We start from the raw sequence: 25,728 nt of genomic DNA, 5'->3' as shown, positions 1-25,728 counted from the left end.
CGGCCCGCCCGCCGGGTCCGGACCACGTGAGACCGCACCACCTGGAGCCGCGCCGATGTCCCACCCCATCCCGTCCGACCCCCGCAGCGACGGCTTCGTCCGGGTCCGCGGCGCCCGTGAGCACAACCTGAAGGGCGTGGACGTGGACGTCCCGCGCGACGTCCTCGCGGTGTTCACGGGGGTGTCCGGGTCGGGCAAGTCCTCGCTCGCCTTCGGCACGATCTACGCGGAGGCGCAGCGCCGCTACTTCGAGTCGGTCGCGCCCTATGCGCGCCGGCTCATCCACCAGATCGGCGCGCCCGCGGTGGGCGCGATCAGCGGGCTGCCGCCGGCCGTCTCCCTCCAGCAGAGCCGCTCGGCACCGACGTCCCGCTCGTCGGTCGGCACGGTCACCACGCTGTCGAACTCGCTGCGCATGCTGTTCTCCCGGGCCGGCAGCTACCCGCCGGGGGCGCCGCGGCTCGACTCGGACGCCTTCTCGCCGAACACGGCGGCCGGAGCCTGCCCGGCCTGCCACGGCCTGGGCCGCGTGCACCGCACCACCGAGGCGCTGCTCGTCCCCGATCCGTCGCTGTCGATCCGTGAGGGCGCGATCGCCGCCTGGCCGGGCGCCTGGCAGGGCAAGAACCTGCGCGACATCCTCGACGCGCTCGGCCACGACGTGGACCGGCCCTGGCGCGAGCTGGCGCGGGCGGACCGGGAGTGGATCCTGTTCACGGACGAGCAGCCGGTGGTCACGGTCCATCCCGTCCGGGACGCGGAGCGCATCCAACGCCCGTACCAGGGCACGTACATGAGCGCGAACCGGTACGTGCTGAAGACGTTCGCCGACTCCAAGAGCCGGACGCTGCGCGCGAAGGCCGAGACGTTCCTGGAGTCCTCGGCGTGTCCGGAGTGCGGCGGTGCCCGGCTGCGGGCCGAGTCGCTGGCGGTGACGTTCGCGGGCCGCACCATCGCCGACCTCGCGCGGCTGCCGCTGACGGAGCTGGCCGAGGTCCTGCGCGCACCCGTGGAACCCACCGAGACGGCGCGGGTGCTCACGGACGACCTGCTGGGCCGGATCGCGACGGTCACCGAACTCGGCCTCGGCTACCTGAGCCCCGACCGGGCGACGCCGACGCTCTCCGCGGGCGAGCTGCAACGCCTGCGGCTGGCCACGCAGTTGCGGTCCGGTCTCTTCGGTGTCGTGTACGTGCTCGACGAGCCGTCGGCCGGACTGCACCCGGCCGACACCGAGTCGCTCCTGACGGTCCTCGACCGCCTGAAGGGGGCGGGCAACTCGGTCTTCGTCGTCGAGCACCACCTGGACGTGATGCGCCACGCGGACTGGCTCGTCGACGTCGGCCCGCTGGCCGGGGAGCACGGCGGGCAGGTGCTGCACAGCGGCCCGGTCGAGGAACTGCGCGCGGTCGGGGACTCGGCGACCGCCCGCTTCCTCTTCGACGACACGCCGCGCGCGGAGCGTCCCGTACGGCCGCCGCGGGGCTGGCTGAAGGTCGGCCCGGTCACGCGCCACAACCTGCGCCAGGTGACGGCGGAGCTGCCGCTGGGCGCGTTCACCGCCGTGACCGGTGTCTCCGGCTCCGGCAAGTCGACGCTGATCGGCGAGGTCACCGGGGAACTGGCCGGCGTGGGACGGCTCGTGGTCGTCGACCAGAAGCCGATCGGGCGTACCCCGCGCTCCAACCTGGCCACCTACACCGGCCTGTTCGACGTCGTGCGGAAGGTCTTCGCCGGGACGGACGAGGCGCGCTCGCGCAGGTACGGCGTCGGCCGCTTCTCCTTCAACGTCGCGGGCGGGCGCTGCGAGACCTGCCAGGGCGAGGGGTTCGTCAGCGTCGAACTCCTCTTCCTGCCCAGCACGTACGCGCCGTGCCCGGACTGCGCGGGCGCCCGCTACAACCCGCCCACGCTGGAGGTGACGTACCGGGGCAGGAACATCGCGGAGGTCCTCGACCTGACCGTGGAGTCCGCCGCCGCGTTCTTCGCCGAGGACGAGGCGGCGGGCGCGGTCCGCCGCAGCCTGCGGACCCTGCTCGACGTGGGGCTCGGCTACCTCCGCCTCGGCCAGCCCGCCACCGAGCTCTCCGGCGGCGAGGCCCAGCGCATCAAACTGGCGGGCGAGTTGCAGCGGGTGCGGCGCGGCCACACCCTGTACCTGCTCGACGAGCCGACCACCGGGCTGCATCCGGCCGATGTGGAGGTGCTGCTGCGGCAGTTGCACGGCCTGGTCGACGCGGGGCACTCCGTGGTGGTCGTGGAGCACGACATGGCGGTGGTCGCGGGGGCGGACTGGGTGGTGGACATGGGTCCGGGCGGCGGCGAGGAGGGCGGCCGCGTGGTGGCGGCGGGGCCGCCCCGGGAGGTGGCGGGTGACGCCGCGAGCCGCACCGCCCCTTATCTGCGGCGTGCGCTGGACGGCTGAACCGCTGCCGCGTGTCCCGGGCTGAGCCATGCCCCGGCCGGTGTCCCTCAGGCCGGCACGGTCAGCCCAGCCCCTCCAGGAGCATGGGCCACAGCTCGGGGCGGGTGCGCAGATGAGCCCAGTGCTCGGTGCGCGCCAGAACCGCGTCGCGCGCCTCCCCCAGGGTCACCGTCGCGCGTCCGCCGACCTCCCGGACCACGACGACCGCGGCCAGGAACCCCCAGCGTCCCGACTGCGACATGCGACGGGCCACGGCCTGCACCGGCGCGCCGGGGGCGGTGGCGCGGACGTGCTCGACCAGCGGAGCCAGCCAGCGCGCCCACCGCTCGTACTCCCCGGGCTCGTCCCGCTGCTCGCTCTCGGCGCGCGCCGCCAGCGGTTCGAGCACGGCCCACAGCCGGGCCGTGTACTCATCGACGGAGCCGGTGACGTGCGGGTACTCGGCCTGGAAGTGCTCCCAGCCGGTGTCGGCCGACGCCCGCATCTCGCTCAGCCACCAGTGCCCGCCCGGCCTCAGCAGTTCGTCGCCCGCGAGCACGAACGCGCTCCGCAGCAGTTCGTACGACGGCGGGGCCGCTTCGGCGAGGAGCACGGCGTCGTAGAGATCCTTGCCCTGGGGGTGCATGTCCCCGATCAGCCACATCACCTTCCAGGCCAGCGACAACTCGGGCGTGACCGCCCGCACGACGGTGCCGGGGCCCGCGCCGAGCGGCCGGAGCCGGGTCAAGGCAGGTGGGGCGGCGAGGAGTTCGTGGTGCACGACGTCGATCTGGACGGTGCCACCCTGCGTGCCCGGGGCGGTCCAGGGCAACAGGAGGCGCCGCCCCGGCACCCGGTCATAGGTCCAGATGTCCTCGGTGACGGCTCCGGCGCCATCGATCCGCACGCCGTTCGCGGGACCGGCTTCGCCCGCGGCCTGCGCCGCCGCCGCGAGCTGCCCGAACAGCGCCTGTGCCTCGGCTCCCTCGAACTCCCAGGCGTCGGGCGCCACATAGTCGAGGTCGCCCGGCTCCCGGGCCGCGTCCCCGAACCACGTCGCCATGAGCACGCTGCCGCGCAGCACCAGCCGGGAACCGAGCGGGGTGGACGCCACGGCTCCGAGCACCAGGTCGAGGGCGGTACGGCGGGCCAGGAACCACTGCCGTGCCGCCGCCTCGTCGGAGAAGCGCGGGTCGCCCGCGCGGAAGGCGTTCGAGAACTGGATGAGCGCCGGGTCGAAGACGAACGGCTGGTCGAGCCCTTCGGGCGCGGGCACGAGGGTGCTCGGCAGGTCGAGGCCCCAGCGGACCTCCTCGCCGGGCGCGGAGTGCGGCACGGGGTTGCCGGCGGACAGGGCGCGCCGCCAGACCGGATCGTCCGGCGGCCTCTGGGACGGTGTCATGACGCGGTTCCTTCCGTGATCCAGCCCGCGTCGAGCCCGAGCCGGCTGTCGTGCAGGACGTATTCGCGCTCGTGCTCCAGGATCCGGATACCCGGTTCGTCGGACAGGGCGGCGAGGAGGGCGTCGAGGCGGCGCCCGGCGGTGGTGCGGCCGACGCCGTGGCAGCGCTGGGTCACGAAGCGTTCGTGCCGTCCGTCGTCCCGGACACGCCGGGCGTTCCACGACACGTGGGCGGTGTGTCCGCCGAGCCGCGCGGCGAGGGAGGCCGGGTCTCGACCCGGGTCGACGAGCAGTTTGACGTGGTGCTCGAAGTGCAGGTGGGCGGGGGCGAGCCGGGCCTGCGCGTCGGTGACCGGCACTCCCGTGGCCCACGGCGCGGACTCGGTCTTGGTACGCAAGACCGTGAACCCCTCCTCGGCCAGCAGTCCGGCGATACGGGCGACGGGCCCAGCGGTCCACTCGTCGGCGCGGCCCCGCCCGCGCAGCGTCACCATCGGCTGGGAGCGGTGGCGGCCGCGGGCCAGCACGATGTGGGTGAAACCCAGGCCGCGGGCGGCGGCCCAGCGGGCGAGCCCCTCGGCGGCGCCGGGTGCCGTGCCGACGGTCAGGTGCGTCTCCAGGTCGCCCCAGAACGCCGCGAGTCGTTGTGCCGCCGGGGTGTTTCCCGGTTCTGCGTGATCCTGTGGCTCCACGGGAGGAGCGTACAAAGAGGTGAGGGCGACGCGATGACGGGGCCGGGAGAGCACCAGCCCCCGGCCCCGCCCACCCCGCGCTGTTCGCGGGACGTCCGATGGGTCAGCCGCGGCTCACCTTGCGCTGGGCGCGCAGCCACTCCTTGTTCATGCTGGTGATGGAGAAGAGCGGGATGCCCTTGGGGCAGGCCGTGGCGCACTCGCCGGTCAGGGTGCAGCCGCCGAAGCCCTCCTCGTCCATCTGCGCGACCATGTCCAGGACGCGGGTCTCACGCTCGGGCGCGCCCTGCGGCAGCACGTTCAGGTGGTTGACCTTGGCGGAGGTGAAGAGCATGGCCGCGCCGTTGGGGCAGGCGGCCACGCAGGCGCCGCAGCCGATGCACTCGGCGTGCTCGAAGGCGAAGTCCGCGTCCGGCTTGGGCACCGGGGTGGAGTGGGCCTCGGGGGCGGCGCCGGTCGGCGCCGTGACGTAGCCGCCGGACTGGATGATCCGGTCGAAGGCCGAGCGGTCGACGACGAGGTCCTTGATGACGGGGAACGCGGAGGCCCGCCACGGCTCGATGTCGATCGTGTCGCCGTCGTGGAAGGAGCGCATGTGCAACTGGCAGGTGGTGGTGCGCTCGGGGCCGTGCGCGTCCCCGTTGATCACCAGGCTGCACGCGCCGCAGATGCCCTCGCGGCAGTCGTGGTCGAAGGCGACGGGGTCCTCGCCCGTGACGATGAGTTCCTCGTTGAGGGTGTCGAGCATCTCCAGGAACGACATGTCCGGGGAGATGCCGTCCACTTCGTACGTGGACATGGCGCCGTCGGCGTCGGCGTCGCGCTGGCGCCAGACGCGCAGGGTGAGCTTCATGCGTAGCTCCGCTGGGTGGGGTGGACGTACTCGAAGACGAGGTCTTCCTTGTGCAGGGCGGGGGCTTCGCCGCTCCCGGTGAACTCCCAGGCGGCGGCGTAGGAGAACTCCTCGTCGCGCCGCTCGGCCTCGCCGTCCGGGGTCTGGGACTCCTCGCGGAAGTGGCCGCCGCAGGACTCGGCGCGGTGCAGCGCGTCGAGGCACATCAGCTCGGCGAGCTCCAGGTAGTCGACGATGCGGTTCGCCTTCTCCAGGGACTGGTTGAACTCCTCTCCGGTGCCCGGGACCTTGATCCGGCGCCAGAACTCCTCGCGGATCTGCGGGATGCGTTCGAGCGCCTTGCGCAGGCCGGTCTCGGTGCGGGCCATGCCGCAGAACTCCCACATGAGTTCGCCGAGTTCGCGGTGGAAGGAGTCCGGGGTGCGGTCCCCGTCGACGGCGAGGAGCCGCGCGAGCCGCTCCTCGGTCTCCCGCACGACCTCGACGGTCGCCGGGTGCGCGGCGTCCACCTCGTCGGTGTGCGGGTTCTTCGCCAGGTAGTCGTTGATGGTGGCCGGCAGGACGAAGTAGCCGTCGGCGAGGCCCTGCATCAGGGCGGAGGCGCCGAGCCGGTTGGCGCCGTGGTCGGAGAAGTTGGCCTCGCCGATCGCGAAGAGGCCCGGCACGGTGGTCTGGAGGTCGTAGTCGACCCACAGGCCGCCCATCGTGTAGTGCACGGCCGGATAGATCCGCATGGGTACCTGGTACGGGTCCTCGTCGGTGATCCGCTGGTACATGTCGAAGAGGTTGCCGTACTTGGCCTCGACGGCCCCCCGGCCCATGCGCGCGATGGCGTCGGCGAAGTCGAGGTAGACGCCCTGCCCGCCGGGGCCGACCCCCCGGCCCTCGTCGCACACGTTCTTCGCGGCGCGGGAGGCGATGTCGCGGGGCACGAGGTTGCCGAACGCCGGGTAGATGCGCTCCAGGTAGTAGTCGCGCTCGGCCTCGGGGATCTCGTTCGCCGGGCGGTCGTCGCCCGCGGCCCTCGGCACCCAGATGCGCCCGTCGTTGCGCAGCGACTCGCTCATCAGCGTCAGCTTCGACTGGTGGTCGCCGGTGCGCGGGATGCAGGTGGGGTGGATCTGCGTGAAGCAGGGGTTGGCGAAGTAGGCGCCGCGCCGGTGCGCCCGCCAGACGGCGGTCGCGTTGGAGTTCATGGCGTTCGTGGAGAGGTAGAAGACGTTGCCGTAGCCGCCGGAGGCGAGGACGACGGCGTCCGCGAAGTACGTGTCGATCTTCCCGGTGATCAGGTCGCGGGCGACGATGCCGCGCGCCTTGCCGTCGACGACCACGAGGTCGAGCATCTCGGTACGGGGATGCAGCTCGATGTTCCCGGCGGCGACCTGGCGGCTGAGTGCCTGGTAGGCGCCGAGCAGCAGCTGCTGGCCCGTCTGGCCGCGGGCGTAGAAGGTGCGGGAGACCTGGACGCCGCCGAAGGACCGGGTGTCGAGGAGGCCGCCGTACTCGCGGGCGAACGGCACGCCCTGCGCGACGCACTGGTCGATGATCTCGACGGAGATCTGGGCGAGCCGGTGCACGTTCGACTCGCGGGCGCGGAAGTCGCCGCCCTTGACCGTGTCGTAGAAGAGGCGGTGCACGGAGTCGCCGTCGTTGCGGTAGTTCTTGGCGGCGTTGATGCCGCCCTGCGCGGCGATCGAGTGGGCGCGGCGCGGCGAGTCCTGGTAGCAGAACTGGACGACGTGGTAGCCCTGTTCGGCCAGCGTGGCGCCGGCGCTGCCGCCCGCGAGACCGGTGCCGACGACGATGACGGTGTGCTTGCGCCGGTTGGCGGGGTTGACCAGCTTCGCCTCGAAGCGGCGGGTGTCCCAGCGCTCGGCGACGGGCCCGGCGGGGGCCTTGGTGTCGGCGACCGGTTCGCCGGTCGTGTACTGCGCGTACGTGCTCATGCTGTTCAGCTCACCAATCCGGTCATGACGCCCACGGGCACGGCGATGAAGCCGAGCGTGAGCAGTACGGCGAGGACGTTGCCGACGGTCTTCAGGACGCGGTCGCGGGTCCGGCTGCCGACGCCGAGGGTCTGCGCGGCGCTCCAGAACCCGTGCTGGACGTGCAGGCCGAGGGCGAGCATCGCGGCGATGTAGATGACGTTGCCGTACCAGGTCGAGAACGTGTCGATGATGTTCTGGTACGGGTGCAGGTGCTCGTACCCGCCGGGGTGCACGGTGCCGGTCGTCAGGTCGAGCAGGTGCCAGACGATGAAGAGGCCGAGGATGACGCCGCCCCAGCGCATGGTGCGCGTGGCGTAGCTCGCGCCCGGCTTCTTGTGCGCGTACTTGGCCGGGCGCGCCTTGAGGTCGCGGCGGCTGAGCTGGTACGCGGAGGTGGCGTGGGCCACGACGGCGACCACGAGCACGACGCGGACGAGCCACAGGGCCCACTCGTAGTGCAGGACCGGCTCGCCCATGGTGCGCAGCCAGTGGGCGTAGTGGTTGATCTCCCCGGGACCGAAGAAGATCTTCAGGTTCCCGATCATGTGCGCGACCAGGTAGAGCAGCATCACGATGCCGCTGACAGCCATCACGGTCTTCTTGCCGAGGGAGCTGTCCCAGATGGAGCGCGTCATGGACGGTCGTCGGTCCGTCCGCGTTGCCAGAGCCATGGAAGAAGACGGTAGGGCCGAGGGAGCCGATCGGTCCAAGACATGGTCCGGCTCATTTCCATAGGCATTGCCTATGCAAGGAACTAATCTGGTCCTATGCAGTTCCAACAGCTCCAGTACTTCGTCGCGGTGGCGGAGACCCGGCACTTCACGCGCGCCGCCGAACGGGTCCATGTCGCCCAGCCCTCGCTGTCCCAGCAGATCCGCGCGCTCGAGCGGGAGCTGGGCGCCGACCTCTTCCAGCGGGCCCGGGGGAACATCACCCTGACCGACGCGGGCGAGGCGCTCCTGCCACTGGCCCGGCGCATCCTCGCGGACGCGGACACCGCGCGGCACGAGGTCCAGGAGCTGGTGCAGCTGCGGCGCGGTCGGGTGCGGCTCGGAGCGACGCCGTCGCTCTGCACGGGCCTGCTGCCGGACGTGCTGCGCGCCTTCCACGACCGCTACCCCGGCATCCAGCTGCTCATCGAGGAGGGCGGCTCGCACGACCTCGTGCGCGAGCTGGCGCGGGGGGCGCTGGATCTGGCGCTCGTGGTGCTGCCCCTGCCGTCGCCCGCGCCGGCGCTGACGACCCGGGAGCTGCTCCGTGAGGAGCTGGTCGTGGTCTCCTCACCGGCCGCGCGCCGGCCCGGGGGCGGGCGCGCGTCGGTGCGGGTCAGCGACCTGGAGGGGGAGCGCCTGGTGATGTTCCGGCACGGGTACGACCTGCGGGAGCTGACCGTGGCGGCGTGCCGGGCGCAGGGGTTCGAGCCGGACTTCGCGGTCGAGGGCGGGGAGATGGACGCGGTGCTGGGGTTCGTGCGGGCGGGGCTCGGGGTGGCGGTGGTGCCGCGGATGGTCGCGGTGCGGGCCGGGGCGGATCTGCGGGTCACCGCGCTGGCTCGGCCCGGGTTGCAGCGGACCATCGCGCTGGCCCACCGCAGTGATGTGGCTCCGCCTCGGGCGGCCCGGGAGTTGCAGCGGATGCTGACGGAGCGGGAGGGGTGACCCGGGGTTCGCGGGGCGCGGGCCGCTTCGGCTGTGTGCGCAGTTCCCCGCGCCCCTGAAAGGACCTCGTTCGGCCGACCGCCCGGTGGGGGCTGGTCGCGCAGTTCCCCCCCCCGGACCCGCGGTCGAGCGACGGCCCATCAGGGGCGGGCCCGCGCCGGGTGGGCCCCGGGTCAGCCCGTGGCGTCGGCGAGAGCAAGCTCGTGGAGGCGGTCCGGCGGCCCGGGCCGGGCGTAGTACCAGCCCTGAGCCGTGTCACACCCCAGCTCCCGCAACTGCTCGGCCTGCGCCCCCGTCTCCACCCCCTCGACCGTGACCGCGAGGTCCAGACTGTGGGCGAGCGCCACGATCCCCTCGACGATCTTCAGGTCGACGGGATCGGCGGGGAATTGCTGCATGCCCTGCGTGAAGGAGCGGTCGAGCTTCAGCACGTTCACCGGCAGGCGCCGCAGATTCGCCAGGTTCGAGTACCCCGTACCGAAGTCGTCGAGCGCTATGTCGACGCCCATCTCCGAGAGCCGCCGCAGCGGCTTGAGCAGGTCGTCGTCCGCCCCGATGAGCGCCGACTCCGTCACCTCCAGGCACAGCGCCCCGGGCGCGAGCCCGGCCCGCTCCAGGATGTCGACCGTGTCGGCGACCAGGCCGGGGTGGGCGAGCTGCATCGGCGACAGGTTCACGTTGATGCGCAGCGGCCCGGCCTCCTCGTGGCGGTCCTGCCAGACGCGGGCCTGGCGGACCGATTCCTCCAGCACCCAGCGGCCGAGCGGCACGATCAGACCGGTGTGCTCGGCGAGCGGGATGAACCGGTCGGGGCCGAGCACTCCGTGCTGCGGGTGGCGCCACCGCACCAGTGCCTCGGCCCCGCGCACGCTGCTGTCGCCGAGGTGCACGAGCGGCTGGTACTCGATGAAGAACTCGCCCCGGTCCAGCGCCGCGGGCAGCACCGTCGTCAGCCCGTGCCGGGTGATCGCGCGGGCGTCGGCCTCGGGGTCGGCCAGCTCGTAGCGGTTGCCGCCCGCGGACTTGGCCCGGTACATCGTGATGTCGGCGCTGCGCAGCACCTCCGCGGGGCTGCGGTCGCCGACCGGGCCCTCGACGATGCCGATGGAACCGCGCACGGTCAGCTCGCGGCCGTCGATCCGGATCGGCGAGGCGAGCGCTCCCATGATGCGGCCGGCCAGCTCGTCGACCTCCGCCTCGGTGTCCCGGCCGGTGGTGAGCGCGACGAACTCGTCGCCGCCGAGCCGGGCGACCATCTCGCCGGGCGCGGTCGCGCAGGCCTGCAGCCGGTCGGCGACCTCGACGAGGAGCCGGTCGCCGACGGCGTGGCCGAGACTGTCGTTGACGGTCTTGAACCCGTCGAGGTCGAGGTAGCAGAGCCCGAACCGCATGCCCTCGCCGGAGGCGAGCACCTTCTCCAGGCGTTCGGAGAACAGAGTGCGGTTGGGCAGCCCGGTGAGCGCGTCGTGCGTGGCCTCGTACCGCAGCCGCAGGTTGAGCAGGCGGCGTTCGGTCGTGTCCTCCAGGAGCGCCAGCTGGTACTGCGGGACGCCCTCGGCGTCGCGCAGCAGCGAGACCGTCAGGTTCGTCCACAGGGCGGTGCCGTCGGGCCGGTGGAAGGCCTTCTCCACGCGGTAGTGCTCGCGGTCGCCGCGCACCAGCTCGTGGTAGAGGTGCCACACCTGCGGGGCGTCGTCGGGGTGGGTCCACTCCGCGACGTTGCGGCCGCGCAGCATCCCCTCGGCGCCGCCGAACATCCGGACCAGCGCGTCGTTGACCTCCAGGACCGTGCCGTCGAGGGAGGCGATGCTGATGCCGATCGCGGCGCCGTGGAAGACCGCGCGGAAGCGGGCCTCGCTCGCGTGCAGCGCCTCGGCGACGGCGCTGCGGGCGTTGAGCGCGGCGAGCGAGATGGCCTCCTGCTCGGCCCGCGTCCGTTCGCGCAGGGCGGCCGCGAAGCCGGCGGCGACCGTGTGCTGGAGGCGGGCGCAGCGAGCCCGCAGGTCGTCCTCGCGCTCCGCGGTGCGGGCCTCCTCGCCGCAGTACAGGACGAGGTAGGCGTCGACCACGTCGAGGGTGCGGCTGAGCGCCTCGGGGTCGGTGCAGTGGGCGTCGATCAGGGCGGCGCCGACGGCCTGTCCCTGTGCGGCGTCCAGCGCCCGTGCGGCCAGCGCCTCGCGCAGCCGGCGGGCGAGCGGCACGAGTTTCTCCTCGAACTCGGGCCGGGTCAGCGACGTCGCCGTCACCGGGAAGATCGCCCGGCTCCAGATCGTGGCGAACCTGCGCAGTCTGTCCTCCGGCCCGCCCGGCTCTTCGCTCACGCCTTGCGCCCCACTCCCACATAGCCCGCGAAGGTGAACGGGTCCTCGTCCTCGGGCGCCGTCTGCGGCCGCCACACCGGCATCGGCACGATGCCGGGCTCGACCACCTCGTACCCCTGGAAGAACCGGCCGATCTCCTCGCGGCTCCGCATGATCAGCGGATTACGGACATCGTTCCGGTAGACGTCGACGGCGCCGCCGGCCCGCTCCGCCGGGACGGGCATGCCCTCGTAGGTCGCGTGCGTGACGATCAGCAGGCTGCCGGGCGCGAGCGCCTCGCCGAGCTCGGCCACCGCCCCGTAGGGGTCGTCGGCGTCCTCGATGAAGTGCAGCACGGCGACGAGGAGAAGCGCCACCGGCCGTTCCAGGTCCAGGAGTTCGGTGACCTCGGGGCTGCGCAGGATCTCCTGCGGCTTGCGCAGGTCGGCCGCGACGACCGCGGTGTCCGGGTCGCCGTCGAGGACGGCCCGGCTGTGCGCGACGGCGACCGGGTCGTGGTCGACGTAGACCACGCGGGCGCCGGGGCTCGCCTGCTGCGCCACCTCGTGGACGTTGCCGAACGTGGGGATGCCGGAGCCGATGTCGAGGAACTGGGTCAGGCCCTCGTCGACGGCGTGGCGCACGGCCCGCCGCATGAACGCCCGGTTCGCCTGCATGATCTTGGGCAGGCCCGGCAGGAACTCCATGGCCTTGCGCGCCGCCTCCCGGTCCACCTCGAAGTTGTGCGAACCGCCCAGGTAGTAGTCGTAGATCCGGGACACGCTGGGCACCGAGATGTCGATGCCCTGCGGGGCCCAGGCAGGACGCTCCATCACTCTCTCCAAGGCGTAGGCGAGCCGGTGTTCGAGCAGAGGCTACTGATCAGCCGCCAAAGGGGCGAGTCAAAACGGAAATTGACCATCCGTTCTCGGTCACTGCCTGCGGCACGTGCCAGGTGACAGAGATCCGAAACCGCCCCGAAAGCCACGCTGTCCGGCCCGAAAAGAACCGGTCCGTTCCCGCCTTCGGCCCTTTTCGCGGCCCGAGGGAGAACGGACCGGCCATTCCGATCCTGTGACGACTCTACTGTGCCCCGCGCACCGGACGCCCCGCCGTCGCCTCGGTCACTTCGCGGGGGCGCCCACGGGCTTGCCGTCCGGCGCGGCCGCGTACCAAGTCCCGCCGACGCCCTGCCCGTTGGTGTCCCCGGGCTTCCTGTCACCGGAGAAGGTGTAGACCGGCCAGCAGTTCAGGGTCTGCTGCGGGGAACCGTCGGGCCGGTCGAAGGTCATGTAGCCCTTGAGCGGAATGTTCTCGGTGTCGTTCTTGGCGACCGGCGCGACCGCGGGCCATTTCTGCGCACAAGCGCCGACACAGTTGGATTTGATGGGCCAGGCGGAATCCTTCAGGAAGCGGTAGACGGTCATCCCGTTCTTGTCGACGACGATCTCGCCGAGCTCCGGGTCCTTGCGGGTGGAAAGGCCGGCGAGGTCGGCGGGCTGTCCGGCCGCGGCCGGGCTCGCCTTCTTCCCGTCGGGGGCCGCCGCGTACCAGGTGCCGCCGACGCCCTGTCCCTTGGCGTCGCCCGGGCCGGCGTCCATGGCGTAGCGGTACATCGGCCAGCCGTCGACGGTCAGCTGTTTGGTGCCGTCGGCGGCGGTCACCTCGTCGATCAGGGCCGGGTCGACGCCGGGCGCTGCCTGCACGCCGCTCGCCGGGACGGCCGGCCACGTCTTCAGGCAGGCCGCGTCGCAGTTCGAGGCTGGCGGCTGCGCGGTGTCCTTGTCGAAGCGGTAGAGCGTGAATCCGGCGCTGTCCGTGAGGACCTTCCCGAGCTTCTTGCTGTCCCACACCGCCAGCTGCCCCGCGGCCTTCGCCTTCGGCGCCGAGTCCGCCTTGTCCTGCTGGGACGAGCCGTACCCGTCGGAGCCGTAACCGCCTTGCGCCGGCGCGGCGTTGCCCACGTTCTGGCCGGTCGTGGACGTGCCGCCGGCTTCCTGGCCGCACGCCGTCGTCAGCGCGAGCAGGGCCGCGGCACTCACCGCGAGCGAGGCGTTCCGCCAGGACGTCTTCATCGTCAACTCCCGCATGATGCTTGGGTGTTGTGCAGACCCGGTCGGGTCCGCACCTGGCACTGGATACGGGCGGGAGCGGCGGGTGCGTTCAACGCCGTCCCGGATTCGTTGACCCGGACGGGGGACGGCACGGGCGTCAAACACGCATGCCGCCGATCCCCTCCTTCGGAGTATTCCGCGCCGTCGAGCACCCGCCCGGGCGCCGCACCGCTCATGATCTCGCTCGTGCACCCAACCATGCGGGCCAGGTCGGCCCTGGTCACCCGAGTCGTCGCGGCGGTGGCCGTGGCCTGGCTGTGCGGCGCCCCCGTCGCCGCCGCCGTGCCCCTCGCCCCGGCCGACGCCTGTGCCTACGCCTCGGTCGGCGGCGGTCCGGGCGGCGCCGTGGCGGTCGCGGGCGACGGCGGCGACTGGTGCAGTCCGGAGCCGAGCACGCCCCCACCGAAGCCGACCCCGACGCCCAAGCCGACCCCGACGCCCAAACCGACGCCACCGAAACCGTCGCCGCCCCGGCCCACCCCGCCGCCTCCGGCGCCCCCGCCGGCCCCCGCGCCCGAGCGCCCGGCGCCGCCGCCCGCCCAGCCTCCGCCGCCGCCCTCACCGACCCGTCCGGCGCCCACGCCCACCCCCACGCCGCCACCGCCGAGCCCGGCACCGGCCCCGACGCCCTCGGCGTCCCCGACGCCGGCCCCCGCGGCCGTGCACTACCCCGTCCGCCGCCCGGCCGTGCACCGGGCACCGCCCCGCGGCGGACCGTCGCTCGTCACGCTCACCTTGCTCATCACCGCGCCCGCGGTGCTCGCGGTCGCCGCACTGCGCCCCCGCTGAACCCGTGTGGAGGTTTTGATGTCGGAATGGCTTGTTCTTGCTCTCGCGATGGTCGCTGTCTGTGCGGTCGTGCTGATCGTCCAGGTGCTCCAGCAGCGCAGGATCGGTGACGACGACGACCCGACCGAGACCCCGGACGTCATCGAGTACATGACGATGATGATCGGGGTGGTCTACGCGATCGTCCTCGGCCTGGCCATCGCCGGTGCCTGGGAGGCCCGCAGCGCCGCCCAGGACCACGTGCGCAACGAGGCGCAGGCGCTGCACGAGATCCACGAGCGGGTCCGCGTCTACCCCGCCGACGTCCGGACCAGGATCCGGGCGGATGTCGACGCCTATGTCAGCCATGTCGTGACCACGGAGTGGCACGCGATGCGGACCAAGGGGGAGCTGACCGACAAGGGCACCCAGCTGTTCGACAAGGTGCGGCACGACGTGACCGATTTCGAGCCGGAGAACGACTTCCAGGCCCAGGCCTACCAGCCGCTGCTGGACCAGGTGACGGCGGCGGACGACGCGCGCAACGCGCGGGCGGACTCGACCGGCGCCACGATGCCGGGCGTCGTCTGGTTCGGCCTGGTCGTGGGCGCCCTGGTGACCATCGGCATGATCTTCGCGCTGCAGATCCGGCGCACCCGCCGCGAGTTGATCCTCGCCGGTCTCTTCTCGTCCCTCATCGCTTTCCTGCTCTTCTTGATCTGGGACTTCGACGCGCCCTACAGCCGGGGCGTCGCGGCGACCGCGGACCCGTTCCTGATGCTCTTCCCGGGGGCCCGGTGACCCTTGGCACCACTGGCCCGTCCCCCATTCGCGCGACAGGAATAGCGACCATACGGGTCTTTATCTAGCGTTTCCGGCACCGAGGTGTTTGTCCCCCAAGCGCGCGGAACCGGTCCGCAGCTGCTCCTCGTGGACCCGGAGGAATCTCCATGCACGCGATACGCGCCGTTTCCGCCGCCGTGCTGTCCGTCGCCGCACTCGCCCTCACCTCGTCCCCCGCCGCGGCGGGGGACGACGTCGCGTTCGAGGTCAACGCCTCGCCGACCACCGTCGCCCCGGGCGGGCAGGTGATGCTCTCCCAGACCGGCTGCGAGGGAACGACCGAGGTCAGCGCCGGGATCTTCGACACCATCACGCTCACCGGCCGCCACAGCTCGCGCTCCGTCACGGTCGACTGGGACGCCAAGCGGGGTGCGATGTACTCCGTGAAGTTCTCCTGCGACGGCCACCGGCCCCGCTCGCTGGACCTCACGATCGAGGGCGACCGGCCCCACGACCCCACGCCGCCGCCCATCGATCACGGCGTCAAGGCCGGGGTCGGCGGCAGCATCGGCGGTTTCGACCTGCGCGAGATCGGCCTCGGCGCGGCGCTGATCACCGGCGCGCTCGGCACCGCGTACTCCCTGGCGCGGCGCCGGACCGGTGACGGCAAGGGCTGACGTCCCCTGCCGTGCTCAGCTCTTGTTCTCCGCGCGGCGGCGCAGCCAGAACACGCCGCCGCCGATGAGCGAGGAGGCGACGAGCACGCCGCCGATCGCCATGTCGGTGGGGGTGGCGCCGGTCTCGTGGGCACCGCCGAAACCGCCGTGCACCCCGCCCTGGATGACGGTGAAGGCGGCCGGCCTGGTCACCGTCAGCCCCTGGCAGTTGACGCTGATGTCGTGCGCGCCGGGCCCCGCGGCGCCGCGGACGGTCGCGGTGGCCCGCGCGGTCCCGCGGCCGGGGACCGCGATCAGGGCGGCGGTGCCGAACGCGTCGGAGCGCGCGACCCCGCCGGACGCACAGGTGGCTCCGGTGACGGTGACCGTCAGCTGCCCTCCGCGCGGCACGGCGCCCGGTCCTGCGGTGATGGTGGACGGCTCCGTCCACGCGGAGGCGGCGGGGGCGGCGAGGCCGACCGCGGCGGACACGACGGCGGACACCGCCAGGGCGCGGGTGGTACGCATGAAGATCCTCCGCGGAAGACGCTCCCGGGAGAGGTCCCGGGAAGATCGGCGAGAACGCCTCCCAGACGAACCCTCAGATGCCGGGTGCGCCACCGCACTTCGGGGCTCGGCCGTACCGGTGAGCCGACACACCGGGGCGCACGCCGCTCGCCCCGCCATCACCGCAGGTCACACCCGGTCCCCGCGGTCCGGCGTACGTCAACTCGGATGGCGCACCGGCGGGGTGTCCCGCCCCGGGTGCCACCACCCGTTCGCCCTCGTCCCGTCGCCCCCCGCCCGGGGCCCGCTTAGCGTCTGCCTACGCGCAACGGTCGCGGCCGCGCCGCCACCAGAGGGGAAGAGCCCATGTCCGACGCACGGTCCGCCGACGAGGAACAGCCGCGCAAGCGGGCCCCCTGGGGGGCTCTGGCGCTGGTGCTGCTGACCGGCCTCGCACTGATCCGCAACGGGTCGGGGGAGTTCGACCTCGGCCCGCCCCAGCCCGCCTCGGCCGCCGCCGCGGCCACGGACGGCCACTCCCCCGCCTCCCCGCCGAGACCGGCCGGGGTGCTGTCGTTCTCGCCGCCCCAGCGCGTGCGGATCCCGGCGATCCAGGTGGACGCCCCGGTGACGCAGGTCGGGCTGGACGCGGAGGGCTGGGTGGACGCGCCGCCGCCCGAGGACCCCAATCTGGCGGGCTGGTTCACCGGCGCGGTCGCCCCCGGGGAGAACGGCACGGCCGTCGTCGTCGGCCACGTCGACAACCAGCGCGGACCCGCCGTCTTCTACGGCCTGGGCTCCCTCAAGAAGGGCAACCACATCGAGGTCGCCCGCGCGGACGGCAGGACGGCGATCTTCGAGATCTACGGCATCGACGTCTTCGCCAAGGCGCACTTCCCCGGCACGAAGGTCTACGGCTCCACCGGCGCCCCGGAGCTGCGCGTCATCACCTGTGGCGGCGGATTCTCCGAGCACAGCGGCTACACCGGCAACGTCGTGGTCTTCGCCCGGCTGACGTCCGTGCGCTGAGCGGCGGCGGCCCGCACCGGAACCGGAGGGTCCGGCTCTCCCCCGCCCCTTGTCCCACCTGGGGGTTCCGCTAGCCTCTGCGCGTGACCGATCAGCAGCCACACCAGTTCGAACGCGGTACGGACGGCCCGAAGGTGATCGTCGTCGGGGTCGACGGCTCCGACTCCTCCTTCCGCGCCGCGGCCTACGCGGGGGGCCTGGCCCGCCGCCAGCGCGCGCTGCTCGCCGTCGTCTACGTCCAGCCCGTGATGGCGGCGGGCGCCGCGCTCGGCGTACCCGTGGCGGAGACGACCGACGAGATCGCGGAGAGCCTCATCGCGGAGATCCGGCAGGCCACGGAGCGGGTGAAGGACATATACGACGTGCGCTGGGAGTTCCACACCTTCCGCGGCGACCCGTTCAACGGGCTGGTCGCCGCCGCCGACCAGCTCACGGCGGACGCCGTGGTCGTCGGCGCCTCCGAACAGGCCGGACACCGCATCGTCGGCTCGGTCGCCGTCCGCCTGGTGAAGGCGGGCCGCTGGCCTGTCACGGTCGTGCCGTAACCCGGCGCGGCCCCGGTGGGGCGCGGCGTCTTCCCCCGCCGCCGTCACGGGTGCATCATGATCGGCCGTCAGCCGTCACGTCTGCGAAGAGGTGAGCTCATGGCCGTTCCCCCACGTCCGCGCACGGGACAGGGCGTGCTCCGCCGCAAACCGATCGACCGGATCGACGACACCGCGGCCGGGGCGGGCAAGGAAGGACAGCTGACCCGCTCGCTGGGCCTGTGGCAGCTGACCGCGATCGGGGTCGGCGGCATCATCGGCGCGGGCATCTTCACCCTCGCCGGCACGGTCGCCAACGGCACCGCGGGGCCCGCGGTGCTGATCTCCTTCCTCATCGCGGGTGTGGCCAGCGCGGCGGCGGCCCTCTCCTACGCCGAGTTCGCCGGGCTCATCCCGAAGGCCGGATCGGCGTACACCTACGGTTACGCGGTGCTCGGCGAGCTCGCCGGCTGGTTCATCGGCTGGGACCTGCTCCTGGAGTACACCGCGATCGTCGCCGTCGTGGCCATCGGCATCTCGGGGTACTTCAGCTTCCTGCTCGGCGAGATGGGGCTCGACCTGCCGCACTGGATGCTGGGGGCGCCGGGCACGGGCGACGGCCACAGGGTCGACCTGTTCGCCGCGGCGCTGTGCCTGCTCATCGCCTACCTGCTGACCCTCGGCATCAAGAACGCGGCCCGCTTCGAGACGGTCGTCGTCGTGCTCAAGGTGCTGGTCGTCCTGCTCGTCATCGGCGTGGGCCTCTTCCACATCAACACAGGGCACTACACGCCGTTCTTCCCGTTCGGGGTGAGTGGCGCGTTCACCGGCGCTGCCACCGTCTTCTTCGCGGTCTTCGGCTACGACGCCATGTCCACGGCCGCCGAGGAGTCCAAGGACGCGCAGCGCCACATGCCGAAGGCGATCCTGTACTCGCTGGCCATCTCGATGGTGCTGTACGTGCTGGCGTGCCTGGTCCTGACCGGGATGCAGGACTACAAGGACATCGACCCCGAGAGCGGCTTCTCGACCGCGTTCAAGGCGGCCGGGCTGAGCGGGCTCGCGGACGTGATCGCGGTCGGCGCCATCATCGGCATCCTGACCGTCATGTTCACCTTCATGCTGGGGGTCACCCGCGTCTGGTTCTCCATGTCCCGGGACGGGCTGCTGCCGAAGTGGTTCGCGAAGACGCATCCGACCCGGCACGTGCCGACGCGCGTGACCTGGATCGTCGGGGTCGCGTCGGCCGCCATCGCCGGTTTCCTGCCGATCGGCGAGGCGGCCGAACTGACCAACATCGGCATCCTGTTGGCGTTCGTCGTGGTGTGCGTCGCGGTGATCGTGCTGCGCTACCGGCAGCCGGAGCTGCCGCGCACGTTCCGCACGCCGGGGATGCCCGTGGTGCCCGCGCTGGGTGTCGTCTTCTCGATCTGGCTGATCACGTTCCTCCAGTGGCAGACGTGGGTGCGGTTCGCCGTCTGGTTCGTCATCGGCCTCGTCGTCTACTTCGGGTACTCACGCAACCACTCCGAACTGGCGCAGAGCCCGCCTGAGCGGTAGCGGCCCGGCGGCGCCGGGTCAGTCCCCCATCAGGAGGCCGTCCTGCGCGGCGCCCCTGCTGAGGACGGCCCGGCGGATGCGGTCGCGGACGGCGCTGAGGGCCGCGCCCCGGTCGATGGCCCGGTTCAGGTTCACGACGCGGCCTGCGCGTACGTCGAACCAGGCGGGCACGTACTCGGCCTTCGTCACCTGCCAGCGCGCGCCGGGGCGGGTGGGCGGGGCGAAGGTGAAGCGGCCGAGGGTGCCCATGTTGCCGCGGGCGTCCCGGGCGCCGTCGTAGTTGAACATCTCGCCGGCGACCTGGTCGCCCATGCCGTAGATGATCCAGGTGCCGTTGACCTTCTCGTAGGCCTGCGGGATGTGCGCGTGGGTGCCGAGGATCAGGTCGATGTCGGGGCGGCCGCGGGTGCGGGACGCGGTGAGTTCCTTGCCGAGGCTCAGCTGGCGGTCGTCGGGGGCGTCCTGCCATTCGGTGCCCCAGTGCAGCGACACGACGACGACGTCGGCGCCCGCCTTCCGCGCGGCGCGGGCGTCGGCGACGACGCGCTGACGCTCCATCAGGTTGACGGCCCAGGGCCGCCCTTGAGGCAGCGGATAACCGTTCGTGTCGTAGGTGTAGGCGAGCTGGGCGACCTTGGCGTCACCCGCGCGCAGCCACGCCGGGCCGCGCCCCTCCGCGGCGGTGCGGCCGGAGCCCGCGTGCGCGATCCCCGCCCGGTCGAGGGCGCCCAGGGTGCGGGCGATGCCGTCGGCGCCGTCGTCCAGGGTGTGGTTGGAGGCCGTCGAGCAGGAGTCGTAGCCGGTGGCGCGCAGGCCCGCGGCGACCTGCGGCGGGGACTTGAACGCCGGGTAGCCGCTGTAGTGGCCGGGCTCGCCGTACACCGTCTCCATGTGGCAGATCGCGAGGTCCGCCGGGGCGACGACCGACCGGGCCCCGGCGAGCATCGGCCGGAAGTCGTGGCCGGTGCCGCCCGCGTCCGCGCGGGCCCGCTCGATGATCGACGTGTGCGGCAGCACGTCGCCGGACGCGACGAGCGTGAAGCCGCGGGCCCGCGGCGGGGCGGAGTGGCCGCCCGAGCCCGCGACGGGCGTGCGGGCGGGCGCGTCGGAGGGGGTGGCGCACCCCGCGGTGGCGAGGCAGCCGAGTGCGGCCAGGAGGAGCCCGGCCACCGGCCGCACCCGGCGGGGCCCGCCCCCGCGCGGGCCGGGTGGCGCCGGCGCCGGTCTGCGTGTCCTGGCGGGCCGCGTCGCCGGACCTGTCGTGGCCGTCGTGCCGGTCGCGGGCGTGGTGGCCGGCGTAGGCGTCGCTTCCGGCGTGGTTGGCGTGGCTGGCGTGGCTGTCATCGAGCGGACTCCTTGCGGTTGGGGGACAGAGCGGCGCATACCGGTATGATTTTCGCCTTAGGTATCCACATATGCGGACAGGTTGGAGTCAAGACCCCATACCGGGCGTTTCCCTGAATGGCCGTCAATCACGCCGGTACTCCGCCCGGCCCGCTCGCCGCACCGTTCGTCGACGGCATCGACCGCTGACCGCAGAGCCGCGCGTGCCCCCTGGGCCCGCGGGGCGCCCTGCGTTGCCATACGCGCATGACGACGGCGCTCACGAGACGCACGACCCCGGAGGCGGACCTCGCCCAGGTCCAGCGGGAGCACGGCGGGCCGCTGTTCTCCTTCCTGCTGCGCCTGTGCGACGGGGACCGGCAGCGCGCGGAGGACCTGGTCCAGGAGACGTACGTACGGGCCTGGCAGCACCCGGAGGCGCTCGACGCCCGGTTCGAGTCGGTGCGGCCCTGGCTCTTCACGGTGGGGCGGCGGCTCGCCATCGACGCCCGCCGGGCGCGGCTCGCCCGGCCCGCCGAGGTGGGCGATGCGGTCCTGGAGAGCGCGCGGGTCTGCGGCGACCACGCCGAGCGCTCCGCCGCCGCGCTCGACGTGCGGGAGGCGGTGGCCACGCTCAGCCCCGAGCACCGGGCGGTGCTGCTGGAGGTCTACTTCAAGGGCGCCAGCGTGGCGGAGGCCGCACGAGCACTCGGCATCCCCCCGGGTACCGTCAAGTCCCGCGCGTATTACGCGTTGCGTGCGTTGCGCGGCGTCCTTCCGGGTTACGCGCCCGACCTGCGGTGAAACAGAAGGCCGGGTCAAGCATCGGTAAAGCGCCTTGCTCAGGGTGGCGTTTCCTCGGTTGAGTAATCCGCTGTCCTCCCCGGTGCGTTGGACGGGTGGGGTCCGGGGGCCGGCGAAGCGCACGGACCGGAGGAAGGCAGGAAAGGATGTCCCACGAGAGCCAGGGAGGCGCCAGGGGCGCCGACGGCGGTGAACTCGTCGTGCCCATGGCGTGGTTGTACGCCGAGTACATCGCGGACGAGCTGTTGCGCACCGGGGATCTGATGCCCCCCACGTCGTTCGAGTTCCGGGCCGGGCGCGACGCCCTCGCCCTGACCATCTTCCTGGCCGACTCGGACGACGAGCTGTCCGGCATCCGGGTGGTCTCGCAGCTGGACACGTGGTCCTCGCTGACGGCGTACGACCAGCCGTGGCAGGCCTGGGTGCGGGCGCGTTTCGCGGAGCGGGAGGAGCGCGCGGGCCGGGAGGCGTCCGGGCCCGGCGCGGGCGTCCGGCCCCCCGATCTGGAGCTGGCCGCCGCCGCGTGGAGATGGCTGGAGGAGACGGAGCTGCTCGCCCCTGACCTGGACGCCGTGCCGGTGCCCGACGAGGAGGACGGGCCGCAGGTGTGGACGCCCGCCTGGCAACTGGGGCTGCCGCTCGGCCATTTGGCCATCCACCTGTTCTGAGCGCGGCCCCGCCGGGCGGACCCGACGGGGCCGGGCTCAGGGGGCGTGGACGCCGGCCCGGTACTTCGGGATACGGACCGTGATCTTCGTGCCCGCGCCGACGCCCGTCTCGATCACGAGCCCGTAGGCGTCGCCGAAGACCTGGCGCAGCCGCTCGTCGACGTTCGACAGGCCGATGCCGCGCGAGGCGCCGCCCTCACCGCGCAGGATCGCCCGTAGCCGGGCGGGGTCCATGCCCACGCCGTCGTCCTCGATGACCACCTCGGCCTCGGCGCCCGCGTCCGTCGCCCCGATGGTGATGCGGCTGCGCGTCACGGCGCCCTCCAGGCCGTGCTTGACCGCGTTCTCCACCAGGGGCTGGAGGCACAGGAACGGCAGCGTGACCGGCAGCACCTCCGGCGCGATCTGCAGGGTGACCGAGAGGCGGTCGCCGAACCGGGCGCGGACCAGCGCCAGGTACTGGTCGATGGAGTGCAGTTCGTCGGCGAGGGTCGTGAACTCGCCGTGGCGGCGGAACGAGTAGCGGGTGAAGTCGGCGAACTCCAGCAGCAGTTCGCGGGCGCGCTCGGGGTCCGTGCGGACGAACGAGGCGATCGCCGCCAGCGAGTTGAAGATGAAGTGAGGCGATATCTGCGCCCGTAGCGCCTTGATCTCGGCCTCGATGAGCCGGGTGCGGGAGCGGTCGAGTTCGGCGAGTTCGAGCTGGACCGAGACCCAGCGGGCCACCTCGTCCGTGGCCCGCGCCAGGACCGCGGACTCGCGGGGCGCGTAGGCGACGACCGAGCCGAGGACGCGGCCGTCGGCGACCACCGGGGCGGCGACCGCCCAGCGCAGTGCGCAGTCGACGTCCGCGCAGCCGCAGTCGAAGGCGACCGAGCGCCCTCCGGCCAGGACCGGGACGACCTGGCCCAGGACGTGGCCGGTGTGCTGCTGGCCCGCGGCCCCGTCCCAGGCCAGGACGGCCGAGCGGTTGGTGACGGCCAGGGCGTCCGTGCCGAGGAGGGTGCGCAGGCGGCGGGCGGAGGTGCGGGCTGTGTCCTCGGTGAGGCCCGCGCGCAGGGCCGGGGCGGCCAGGGAGGCGGTGTGCAGGGTTTCGAAGGTGGCGCGTTCCACGGGGGTGCCTACGTCGCTGCGGCCCGCGGGGTGGGCGGTGCGTCTGCCGATGAGGAAGCCGGTCGCGGTGAGGAGGGGGCAGAGGGCCAGCAGGGTTGCTGTGACGGTGCCGGTCACTTGAGCGGGCCTTTCGCCGTTCGGCGGGGGCGGGTTCTGGTGGGGGGTGCCTGGTGGTCCGCCTGGGCGCTGGGGGTGGCTGCCGCCGTGGGTGGCGTGGTTGTTTTCGCCGTGGCCGTGCGTGGGGGTTGCTCGCGCCGTTCCCCGCGCCCCTTCGGGGCACCCGCCGCCGTGGGTGGCGTGGTTGTTTTCGCCGTGGCCGTGCGTGGGGGTTGCTCGCGCCGTTCCCCGCGCCCCTTCGGGGCGCCCGCCGCCGTGGGCTGCGTGGTTGTTTTCGCCGTCGCCGTGCGTGGGGGTTGCTCGCGCCGTTCCCCGCGCCCCTTCGGGGCGCCCTCCGCCGTGGGCTGCGTGGTTGCTTTCGCCGTCGCCGTGCGTGGGGGTTGCTCGCGCCGTTCCCCGCGCCCCTTCGGGGCGCCCTCCGCCGTGGGTGGCGTGGTTGTTTTCGCCGTCGCCGTGCGTGGGGGTTGCTCGCGCCGTTCCCCGCGCCCCTTCGGGGCGCCCTCCGCCGTGGGTGGCATGGGTTTTTTCGCCGCCGCCGTGCGTGGGGGGTCCTCGCGGCCCTTTGGGGGGCCTGATCTGAGGGCTTCTGGGAGGTGGAGGCGGGTCATCGTTGATGTTGTGTGCGGGGGGATTTTGTGGGGGGTCGCCAGGGAGACCAGGGTCATGGCCAGAAAACCGACCGGGACCGACCAGAGCGCGGGCCAGGCCAGGAGCGTGTGGAGCCAGCCGTCGGTCCGGGGGCCGGCCACCGTCGACGTCACCGCGACGAACGCCGAGCCGCCGCCGAGGAAGAGCCCGGCCAGGGCGCCGGGCGGGGTGAGGCGGCGCCACCAGATGCCCAGGATGAGCAGCGGGCAGAAGGACGAGGCGGAGACCGCGAAGGCCATGCCGACGGCGTCCGCCACCGGGACGCCGTCCACCAGGAGCGCCCCGGCCAGCGGCACCGCCATCGCGAGGGCGACGGCGAGCCGGAAGTGGCGTACGCCGCGGGCCGGCAGGACGTCCTGGCTGATCACCCCGGCCACCGCCATCGTCAGCCCGGACGCCGTCGACAGGAACGCCGCGAACGCGCCGCCCGCCACCAGGGCCCCCAGCAGGTCGCCGCCGGTGCCGCCCACGACGAGGCCGGGCAGCAACAGGACCGTGGCGTCGGCGTCATGGGTGGCGGAGAGCCCGGGGGCGTAGAGCCGTCCCAGCCAGCCGTAGAGCGGGGGCAGCAGATAGAACGCGCCGATCAGCGCCAGCACCACCACGGTCGTGCGGCGGGCCGCGCGGCCGTTCGGGCTGGTGTAGAAGCGGACCACGACGTGCGGCAGGCCCATCGTGCCGAAGAACGTCGCGACGATCAGCCCGTACGTGGCGTAGAGCGGGTGGTCGGCACGGCTGGTGGCCAGCGGCTGTCCCGCGCCGGCGCCGGCCGAGGGCAGGTCGGCGGGCGGCACGTGGCCCGGCGGGCCCCCGCTCCCCCGCCACGCCAGGAGCAGGAAGAACGCCGGGACCAGCAGCGCGGTCAGCTTCAGCCAGTACTGGAAGGCCTGGACGAAGGTGATCGAGCGCATGCCGCCCGCCGCGACCGCGAGCACGACGACCGCGGCGACCAGCGCCCCGCCGAACCACCGGGGCGCCCCGGTGAGGATCTGCAGCGTCAGGCCCGCGCCCTGGAGCTGGGGCACCAGATAGAGCCAGCCGGCGCCCGCGACGAACAGGCTGACGACGCGGCGCACCTGGCGGGACTCCAGGCGCCCCTCGGCGAAGTCGGGCAGCGTGTACGCGCCCGAGCGGCGCAGCGGGGCCGCGACGAAGACCAGCAGGACGAGGTGGCCCGCGGTGTAGCCGACGGGGTACCAGAGCATGTCGGGGCCGTGCACGAGGAGCAGCCCCGCGATGCCGAGGAAGGACGCCGCCGACAGGTACTCGCCGCTGATCGCCGCCGCGTTGAGGCGCGGACCGACCGTGCGCGAAGCGACGTAGAAGTCGGAGGTCGTACGGGAGATGCGCAGCCCGAACCCGCCGATGAGGACGGTGGCGAGCACGACGACGGCCACCGCGGGGATCGCGTACGCCTCGTTCACGGGGTTCCGCTGTCCCGGCCGCGGACCAGCTCGGCGAAGTCGCGTTCGTTGCGTTCGGCGCGGCGGACGTACCACCATGCGATCAGGACGAGGAACGGGTAACAGCCGACGCCGAGGACGAGCCATTCGACGGCCGTGCTGCGCAGCGCCCCGAAGAACAGCGGGAGCACCGCGACGGGCAGCGCCAGGACCGCGAACGCGGCTGCTGCGGCCCGGAGTTGACCGCGCATGAGGGAGCGGACGTAGGCGGCGCCGAGCGGGGTCTGCTCGTCGATCTCGCCCAGGGTGCGCGGTCCCGGTGTGCCGTGCACCGTGCGGGGCTCGCCGGTCACGACCTCCCGCCGGGGAGCGCCCCGGTGCGTGCGCGTGCGGGGGCCGGTGGCTTGTTCGGAC

At 73.0% G+C, this 25,728-nt stretch carries 22 protein-coding genes and 1 pseudogene; 10 read left to right on the top strand and 13 right to left on the bottom strand.

Annotation, left to right across the window (positions count from 1 at the left end; all coding sequences use genetic code 11):
- The first annotated feature begins 55 nt into the window (after positions 1-55).
- On the top strand, positions 56-2,425 hold the full coding sequence (locus ACIBW6_RS01800) for an ATP-binding cassette domain-containing protein (protein WP_399055438.1): 2,370 nt from the start codon (positions 56-58) through the stop codon (positions 2,423-2,425).
- Positions 2,426-2,486: 61 nt separating this feature from the next.
- Here ACIBW6_RS01800 and ACIBW6_RS01795 read toward each other — a convergent pair whose 3' ends face one another.
- The 5 genes from ACIBW6_RS01795 to ACIBW6_RS01775 form a co-directional block, all read right to left on the bottom strand.
- The gene (locus ACIBW6_RS01795) at positions 2,487-3,806 is read right to left on the bottom strand and encodes a nucleotidyl transferase AbiEii/AbiGii toxin family protein (RefSeq protein ID WP_399055436.1); all 1,320 of its coding nucleotides are present in this window, start codon (positions 3,804-3,806) and stop codon (positions 2,487-2,489) included.
- Positions 3,803-4,498 carry a hypothetical protein gene (locus tag ACIBW6_RS01790; RefSeq protein WP_399055433.1) on the bottom strand — a complete coding sequence of 232 codons (696 nt, stop codon included), beginning with the start codon at positions 4,496-4,498 and terminating at the stop codon, positions 3,803-3,805. The genes ACIBW6_RS01795 and ACIBW6_RS01790 overlap by 4 nt, the downstream gene beginning before the upstream one ends.
- Positions 4,499-4,601: 103 nt before the next feature.
- The gene (locus tag ACIBW6_RS01785; RefSeq protein WP_399055431.1) at positions 4,602-5,351 is read right to left on the bottom strand and encodes a succinate dehydrogenase/fumarate reductase iron-sulfur subunit; all 750 of its coding nucleotides are present in this window, start codon (positions 5,349-5,351) and stop codon (positions 4,602-4,604) included.
- Positions 5,348-7,297 carry a fumarate reductase/succinate dehydrogenase flavoprotein subunit gene (locus tag ACIBW6_RS01780; protein ID WP_399055429.1) on the bottom strand — a complete coding sequence of 650 codons (1,950 nt, stop codon included), beginning with the start codon at positions 7,295-7,297 and terminating at the stop codon, positions 5,348-5,350. The genes ACIBW6_RS01785 and ACIBW6_RS01780 overlap by 4 nt, the downstream gene beginning before the upstream one ends.
- 5 nt (positions 7,298-7,302) lie before the next feature.
- A complete protein-coding gene (locus ACIBW6_RS01775) occupies positions 7,303-7,974 on the bottom strand; it encodes a succinate dehydrogenase (RefSeq protein WP_399056385.1) in 672 nt (223 codons plus the stop codon).
- Positions 7,975-8,106: 132 nt separating this feature from the next.
- Between ACIBW6_RS01775 and ACIBW6_RS01770 the strand changes: the two genes are divergently transcribed.
- Entirely contained in the window at positions 8,107-8,997 is an 891-nt protein-coding gene (locus ACIBW6_RS01770; RefSeq protein ID WP_399055427.1) for a LysR family transcriptional regulator, read from the top strand.
- A 173-nt stretch (positions 8,998-9,170) separates the two neighbouring features.
- On the opposite strand, the gene ACIBW6_RS01765 is transcribed toward ACIBW6_RS01770, so the two are convergent.
- The 3 genes from ACIBW6_RS01765 to ACIBW6_RS01755 form a co-directional block, all read right to left on the bottom strand.
- On the bottom strand, positions 9,171-11,318 hold the full coding sequence (locus tag ACIBW6_RS01765) for a putative bifunctional diguanylate cyclase/phosphodiesterase (protein WP_399055425.1): 2,148 nt from the start codon (positions 11,316-11,318) through the stop codon (positions 9,171-9,173).
- The gene (locus tag ACIBW6_RS01760) at positions 11,315-12,130 is read right to left on the bottom strand and encodes an SAM-dependent methyltransferase (RefSeq protein ID WP_399055423.1); all 816 of its coding nucleotides are present in this window, start codon (positions 12,128-12,130) and stop codon (positions 11,315-11,317) included. The genes ACIBW6_RS01765 and ACIBW6_RS01760 overlap by 4 nt, the downstream gene beginning before the upstream one ends.
- Positions 12,131-12,421: 291 nt before the next feature.
- Entirely contained in the window at positions 12,422-13,387 is a 966-nt protein-coding gene (locus tag ACIBW6_RS01755) for an SCO0930 family lipoprotein (RefSeq protein ID WP_399055421.1), read from the bottom strand.
- A gap of 210 nt (positions 13,388-13,597) precedes the next feature.
- Here ACIBW6_RS01755 and ACIBW6_RS01750 point away from each other — a divergent pair, with 210 nt between their 5' ends.
- From ACIBW6_RS01750 to ACIBW6_RS01740, 3 genes are all read left to right on the top strand, one after another.
- Positions 13,598-14,200 (top strand): hypothetical protein, encoded by a 603-nt coding sequence (locus ACIBW6_RS01750; protein ID WP_399055419.1) that lies wholly within the window; start codon positions 13,598-13,600, stop codon positions 14,198-14,200.
- An 18-nt stretch (positions 14,201-14,218) separates the two neighbouring features.
- Positions 14,219-14,980, top strand: coding sequence for a hypothetical protein (locus ACIBW6_RS01745; RefSeq protein WP_399055417.1), 762 nt, complete (start codon positions 14,219-14,221; stop codon positions 14,978-14,980).
- Between the two features lie 149 nt (positions 14,981-15,129).
- Positions 15,130-15,639 (top strand): hypothetical protein, encoded by a 510-nt coding sequence (locus tag ACIBW6_RS01740; protein ID WP_399055415.1) that lies wholly within the window; start codon positions 15,130-15,132, stop codon positions 15,637-15,639.
- 15 nt (positions 15,640-15,654) lie between these two features.
- Here ACIBW6_RS01740 and ACIBW6_RS01735 read toward each other — a convergent pair whose 3' ends face one another.
- Positions 15,655-16,146, bottom strand: coding sequence for a hypothetical protein (locus tag ACIBW6_RS01735; protein WP_399055413.1), 492 nt, complete (start codon positions 16,144-16,146; stop codon positions 15,655-15,657).
- A gap of 345 nt (positions 16,147-16,491) precedes the next feature.
- Here ACIBW6_RS01735 and ACIBW6_RS01730 point away from each other — a divergent pair, with 345 nt between their 5' ends.
- From ACIBW6_RS01730 to ACIBW6_RS01720, 3 genes are all read left to right on the top strand, one after another.
- Entirely contained in the window at positions 16,492-17,154 is a 663-nt protein-coding gene (locus ACIBW6_RS01730; RefSeq protein WP_399055412.1) for a class F sortase, read from the top strand.
- A gap of 83 nt (positions 17,155-17,237) precedes the next feature.
- The gene (locus ACIBW6_RS01725) at positions 17,238-17,699 is read left to right on the top strand and encodes a universal stress protein (protein ID WP_399055410.1); all 462 of its coding nucleotides are present in this window, start codon (positions 17,238-17,240) and stop codon (positions 17,697-17,699) included.
- Between the two features lie 99 nt (positions 17,700-17,798).
- Positions 17,799-19,238, top strand: a complete 1,440-nt coding sequence (locus ACIBW6_RS01720; protein WP_399055408.1) for an amino acid permease — start codon at positions 17,799-17,801, stop codon at positions 19,236-19,238.
- Positions 19,239-19,256: 18 nt separating this feature from the next.
- On the opposite strand, the gene ACIBW6_RS01715 is transcribed toward ACIBW6_RS01720, so the two are convergent.
- Positions 19,257-20,408 carry a CapA family protein gene (locus ACIBW6_RS01715; RefSeq protein ID WP_399055406.1) on the bottom strand — a complete coding sequence of 384 codons (1,152 nt, stop codon included), beginning with the start codon at positions 20,406-20,408 and terminating at the stop codon, positions 19,257-19,259.
- Between the two features lie 420 nt (positions 20,409-20,828).
- Between ACIBW6_RS01715 and ACIBW6_RS01710 the strand changes: the two genes are divergently transcribed.
- Positions 20,829-21,365: a sigma-70 family RNA polymerase sigma factor gene (locus ACIBW6_RS01710; RefSeq protein ID WP_399055404.1), complete on the top strand. Its 537-nt coding sequence runs from the start codon at positions 20,829-20,831 to the stop codon at positions 21,363-21,365.
- Between the two features lie 146 nt (positions 21,366-21,511).
- Positions 21,512-22,033 carry a hypothetical protein gene (locus ACIBW6_RS01705; RefSeq protein WP_399055402.1) on the top strand — a complete coding sequence of 174 codons (522 nt, stop codon included), beginning with the start codon at positions 21,512-21,514 and terminating at the stop codon, positions 22,031-22,033.
- Between the two features lie 36 nt (positions 22,034-22,069).
- Here the strand turns inward: ACIBW6_RS01705 and ACIBW6_RS01700 are convergent, their stop codons facing one another.
- The 3 genes and pseudogenes from ACIBW6_RS01700 to ACIBW6_RS01690 form a co-directional block, all read right to left on the bottom strand.
- Positions 22,070-23,263 carry a sensor histidine kinase gene (locus tag ACIBW6_RS01700; protein ID WP_399055400.1) on the bottom strand — a complete coding sequence of 398 codons (1,194 nt, stop codon included), beginning with the start codon at positions 23,261-23,263 and terminating at the stop codon, positions 22,070-22,072.
- A 569-nt stretch (positions 23,264-23,832) separates the two neighbouring features.
- A pseudogene (locus ACIBW6_RS01695) lies at positions 23,833-25,335 on the bottom strand (cation acetate symporter); the annotation flags it as partial.
- Positions 25,332-25,667 carry a hypothetical protein gene (locus ACIBW6_RS01690; protein ID WP_399056382.1) on the bottom strand — a complete coding sequence of 112 codons (336 nt, stop codon included), beginning with the start codon at positions 25,665-25,667 and terminating at the stop codon, positions 25,332-25,334. The gene ACIBW6_RS01690 and the pseudogene ACIBW6_RS01695, both read right to left, overlap by 4 nt.
- Positions 25,668-25,728: the final 61 nt, after the last annotated feature.

Source organism: Streptomyces sp. NPDC049813, from assembly GCF_044465085.1.
GTDB lineage: Bacteria > Actinomycetota > Actinomycetes > Streptomycetales > Streptomycetaceae > Streptomyces.
The sequence above is the reverse complement of the archived record's forward strand: the minus strand, read 5'-3'. Positions and strand labels throughout refer to the sequence as shown.

What these genes read in the sequence shown, in the direction of transcription:
- ACIBW6_RS01730 (WP_399055412.1), top strand. Translation starts at nt 16,492, where the DNA reads ATGTCCGACGCACGGTCCGCCGACGAGGAACAGCCGCGCAAGCGGGCC.
- ACIBW6_RS01755 (WP_399055421.1), bottom strand. Translation starts at nt 13,387, where the DNA reads ATGCGGGAGTTGACGATGAAGACGTCCTGGCGGAACGCCTCGCTCGCG.
- ACIBW6_RS01745 (WP_399055417.1), top strand. Translation starts at nt 14,219, where the DNA reads ATGTCGGAATGGCTTGTTCTTGCTCTCGCGATGGTCGCTGTCTGTGCG.
- ACIBW6_RS01705 (WP_399055402.1), top strand. Translation starts at nt 21,512, where the DNA reads ATGTCCCACGAGAGCCAGGGAGGCGCCAGGGGCGCCGACGGCGGTGAA.
- ACIBW6_RS01775 (WP_399056385.1), bottom strand. Translation starts at nt 7,974, where the DNA reads ATGACGCGCTCCATCTGGGACAGCTCCCTCGGCAAGAAGACCGTGATG.
- ACIBW6_RS01770 (WP_399055427.1), top strand. Translation starts at nt 8,107, where the DNA reads ATGCAGTTCCAACAGCTCCAGTACTTCGTCGCGGTGGCGGAGACCCGG.
- ACIBW6_RS01740 (WP_399055415.1), top strand. Translation starts at nt 15,130, where the DNA reads ATGCACGCGATACGCGCCGTTTCCGCCGCCGTGCTGTCCGTCGCCGCA.
- ACIBW6_RS01800 (WP_399055438.1), top strand. Translation starts at nt 56, where the DNA reads ATGTCCCACCCCATCCCGTCCGACCCCCGCAGCGACGGCTTCGTCCGG.
- ACIBW6_RS01795 (WP_399055436.1), bottom strand. Translation starts at nt 3,806, where the DNA reads ATGACACCGTCCCAGAGGCCGCCGGACGATCCGGTCTGGCGGCGCGCC.
- ACIBW6_RS01720 (WP_399055408.1), top strand. Translation starts at nt 17,799, where the DNA reads ATGGCCGTTCCCCCACGTCCGCGCACGGGACAGGGCGTGCTCCGCCGC.
- ACIBW6_RS01760 (WP_399055423.1), bottom strand. Translation starts at nt 12,130, where the DNA reads ATGGAGCGTCCTGCCTGGGCCCCGCAGGGCATCGACATCTCGGTGCCC.
- ACIBW6_RS01710 (WP_399055404.1), top strand. Translation starts at nt 20,829, where the DNA reads ATGACGACGGCGCTCACGAGACGCACGACCCCGGAGGCGGACCTCGCC.
- ACIBW6_RS01735 (WP_399055413.1), bottom strand. Translation starts at nt 16,146, where the DNA reads ATGCGTACCACCCGCGCCCTGGCGGTGTCCGCCGTCGTGTCCGCCGCG.
- ACIBW6_RS01785 (WP_399055431.1), bottom strand. Translation starts at nt 5,351, where the DNA reads ATGAAGCTCACCCTGCGCGTCTGGCGCCAGCGCGACGCCGACGCCGAC.
- ACIBW6_RS01780 (WP_399055429.1), bottom strand. Translation starts at nt 7,297, where the DNA reads ATGAGCACGTACGCGCAGTACACGACCGGCGAACCGGTCGCCGACACC.